General features: G+C 71.9%; 3 protein-coding genes. All 3 read right to left on the bottom strand.

The features are described from left to right. Positions 1 to 89: 89 nt before the first annotated feature. Positions 90 to 1,646 (bottom strand): aldehyde dehydrogenase family protein, encoded by a 1,557-nt coding sequence (locus ACZ66S_RS40535; protein WP_469906603.1) that lies wholly within the window; start codon positions 1,644 to 1,646, stop codon positions 90 to 92. 95 nt (positions 1,647 to 1,741) lie between these two features. Beyond that, positions 1,742 to 2,641 (bottom strand): succinate--CoA ligase subunit alpha, encoded by a 900-nt coding sequence (sucD, locus tag ACZ66S_RS40540; protein ID WP_469906604.1) that lies wholly within the window; start codon positions 2,639 to 2,641, stop codon positions 1,742 to 1,744. Between the two features lie 11 nt (positions 2,642 to 2,652). After that, the gene (gene sucC, locus ACZ66S_RS40545) at positions 2,653 to 3,783 is read right to left on the bottom strand and encodes an ADP-forming succinate--CoA ligase subunit beta (protein ID WP_469906605.1); all 1,131 of its coding nucleotides are present in this window, start codon (positions 3,781 to 3,783) and stop codon (positions 2,653 to 2,655) included. Positions 3,784 to 3,975 lie beyond the last annotated feature (192 nt).

Raw genomic sequence — 3,975 nt, forward strand, 5'->3', positions numbered from 1 at the left:
AGCGTCATGCTCGTCACCCCAATCCCTGCGTCGTCGTGTGTTCGCCGGTGTCCGGGCGGCGCCTCCCGTCGGCGCCGCCCAGGCTCGTCTCACGGCATGAGCTGGTACTCGGGGAAGTTGCCGGGCAGCCGCTCGCCCGCCGGGCCCCGGGTGACGGCGCGCACGAGCAGTTCGCCGCCGACGAAGGCGCCGCGCCAGGAGGCGCCGAAGCCGCCGAACAATTCGTCGCGGTCGCCGCGGGAGCGCGGCTTGCCGTGCCCGACCTTGAAGGCGCGGATCTGCGGGGCGAGCCGGTCGAAGGTGGCCCGGTCGTCGGTGGACAGGGTGGCGACCAGGGCGCCGTTGGAGGCGTTCATCCCGGCCAGCAGTTCCGCCTCCGTGTCGACCAGGACGATGGTGTCGACCGGGCCGAAGGGTTCCGCGTGGTGCAGCGGCGAGGAGCGGGGCGGGTTCAGGAGCGTGACCGGCTGGACGTATGCCGAGGTGTCCTGGCCGGGCAGGAAGCGGGCGTCCGCCTCGCTGCCGCGGTGCACGGGGACGGCTCCGCGGCTGATGGCCTCGGCGACCTGGTCGCGGAGTTCCTTCGCCTTGGCCGCGTTGATCACCGGCCCGAAGTCCAGTGCCGGGTAGGGGTCGTCCGGGTGCTCGACGGCGAGCGGGTGGCCGAGGCGCAGGGTGCGCACCGCGGGGAGGTAGGCGGTCAGGAACTCGTCGAACAGCTCGCGCTGGACGACGAACCGCGGGTAGGCGGTGCAGCGCTGCTTGCCGTAGTCGAAGAGCTTGGGGATGACGGCGGTGAGCGCGTCCCAGTCGGTGTAGTTCCAGATGCCCCAGGTGTTGAGTCCCTCCTGTTCGAGGACGTGCCGCTTGCCGAGGTCGGCGACGGCCGTGGCGACGGCGGCACCGGTGTCGCGGCCCCCGACGAAGGAGACGCAGCCGATCTCGGGCGCCCGCACCAGCGCCTCGGACAGTTCTCGTCCGCTGCCGCTGACGAGGGTGACGGGGATGCCCTCGCGGGCGGCGAGCGCGCAGGCCAGGGTGAGGCAGGCGACGCCGCCGTCGGTGGGGGTCTTGGCGATGACCGCGTTGCCCGCCAGTGCCTGCACCAGCATGGCGTGGACGAGCACGCTCATCGGGTAGTTCCAGCTCGCGATGTTGGACACCGGGCCGTCCAGCGGGGAGCGGCCCTCGACCATCGGTTCGATGCCGTCGACGTACCAGCGGACTCCGTCGATGGCCCGGTCGACGTCTGCCTGCGCGAGCCGCCAGGGCTTGCCGATCTCCCAGACCAGCAGGAGCGCGAGGAGTTCGCGGTGCTGGGTGAGGGCGTCGAGGGTGGCGGCGACGCGGGCCCGGCGTTCGTCGAGGCGTATGTGCCGCCAGGCGCGGTGCTGGTCGAGGGAGGCGCGGACGGCCTGGTGGGCGGCTTCCCGGTCCAGGCGCGGCGGGCCGGCGATCGGGCTGCCGTCGACGGGGCTGGTGGCGGGCAGGGCCCGGCCGTCGGCCCGCCAGGCGGAGGCCCAGAGGTTGAGGACGCGGTCGTCCCGGAAGGCCTCGGGGGCGACGGCGAGGCAGCGTTGCCAGGCGTCGTTCCAGGAGGTTCCGGACTTCACCACGAGGTGGGTGGAGTCGAGGGTGGTGGTCATGCGCTGTCTCCGCTCTCGGTGCACAGTCGGGGGCGGGGTACGGGGGAACGCGGCGGGGCCGGAGCGGGCTCCGTGCGCCGCCGGGTGGGTCCGGGTCAGGCCCGGGGGGCCTCGCGGGCCGTGTCCAGCAGGGTGAGCACGAGGCGGGCGGTCTCGGTGGGGGTGTTCCCGACCTTGACGCCGACCGCCTCCAGCGCCGCCTTCTTCGCCTGGGCCGTGCCCGCGGAACCGGACACGATGGCGCCGGCGTGGCCCATGGTCCGGCCCTCGGGGGCGGTGAATCCGGCGATGTAGCCGACGACGGGTTTGGTGACGTGCTCTCGGATGTAGGCGGCCGCCCGTTCCTCGGCGTCGCCGCCGATCTCCCCGATGAGAACGATCAGTTCGGTGTCGGGGTCGTCCTGGAAGGCGGCCAGGCAGTCGATGTGGGTGGTGCCGACGACGGGGTCCCCGCCGATGCCGACACACGTGGAGAAGCCGGTCTCGCGCAGCTCGTACATGAGCTGGTAGGTGAGGGTGCCCGACTTGGACACCAGCCCGACCCGGCCGGACCTGGTGATGTCCGCCGGGATGATGCCGGCGTTGGACTGGCCGGGCGTGATGAGGCCCGGGCAGTTGGGTCCCACGATCCGGGTCCCCCTCTTCCTCGCGTACGAGGTGAAGGCGACGGAGTCGTGGACGGGGATGCCCTCGGTGATGACGACGGCGAGGCCGATCCCGGCGTCCGCGGCCTCGACGACGGCCGCCTTGGCGAAGGCGGGCGGTACGAAGACGACGGTGACGTCGGCTCCGGTCGCCCGCATGCCGTCGGCGACCGATCCGAAGACGGGGACGACACGGCCGTCGAAGTCGACGGCCTGGCCGGCCTTGCGCGGGTTGACGCCGCCGACGACGTCGGTGCCGGCGGCGAGCATGCGGCGCGTGTGCTTCATGCCCTCGCCGCCGGTCATGCCCTGGACGAGGACCCTGGACTCCTTGGTCAGGAAGATGGCCATGTCCCGCTCCTTCAACTGGTGTGGGCGAGTTCGGCGGCCCGGCGGGCGGCGCCGTCCATGGTGGTGGCCTGTTGGACCAGGGGGTGGGCGCGCCGGTCGAGGACGGCCCGGCCGCGGGCGGCGTTGTTGCCGTCGAGGCGTACGACGAGCGGCTTGGTGAGCCGTACCTCGTCCAGGGCCCGCACGATGCCGTCGGCGACCGCGTCGCAGGCGGTGATGCCGCCGAAGACGTTGACGAACACGGACTTCACGGCCGGGTCCGACAGGATGACGGTCAGTCCGTCGGCCATGACCTGGGCGGAGGCGCCGCCGCCGATGTCGAGGAAGTTGGCGGGGCGGGCTCCGCAGCCGGCGACCACGTCGAGGGTGGACATGACCAGTCCGGCGCCGTTGCCGATGATGCCGACCTCGCCGTCGAGCTTCACGTAGTTGAGGCCCTTGGCGGCGGCCGCCGCCTCCAGCGGGTCGTCGTGGGCGGTGTTCCCGCCGCTCCCGTGCGACTGCCGGAAGAGGGCGTTGTCGTCGAGGGTGACCTTGCCGTCGAGGGCGAGGAAGTGCCCCTGCCGGGTGCGCACGAGCGGGTTGACCTCGACGAGGAGGGCGTCCCGGCGGACCAGGACCTCCCACAGCCGTACGAGGACGTCGACGGTCTGCGGTGGCAGGCCGGCCGCGTCGGCGATCTCGGTCGCCTTCGCCGAGGTGACGCCCTCGGCGGGGTCGACGGGTATCCGGGCGACCGCCTCCGGGCGGACCGCTGCGACCTCCTCTATGTCCATGCCGCCCTCCGCCGAGGCGACGGCGAGGAAGCGTCCCGCGGCCCGGTCGAGGACGTAGGCGACGTAGAACTCGCTCTCGATGTCGACCGGCTGGGCCAGCATGACCGTGCCGACCCTGTGTCCTTTGATGTCCATGCCGAGGATCCGGCGTGCCGTCTGCTCGGCCCCGACGGGGTCGGCGGCGAGCCGCACCCCGCCTGCCTTGCCCCGGCCACCGGTCTTGACCTGCGCCTTGACGACGACACTGCCGCCGAGCCTGCGGGCGATCGCACGGGCCTCCTGGGGCGAGTCGGTGACCTCCGCCCTCGGCACCGGGATTCCGTGTTCCTCGAAGAGGGCCCGGGCCTGATGCTCGTACAGGTCCATGATGAGGCTCCCGTCTGAAAGTGATGCACGACTGAAAAGTGCTGCACGCCCCCTGGACATCACCCACCGGATGCGGGATAACAATCTTCATACAGTATTCGTCGACTGTATGCAATGTGCCGAACAGGGGTCAGGACCAGCGCACCAGGACGCTCAAGACAACGGACAAGTGAGGTGGCTTGTGTCGAGAAC

It is taken from the genome of Streptomyces sp. NPDC107471, from assembly GCF_055582845.1.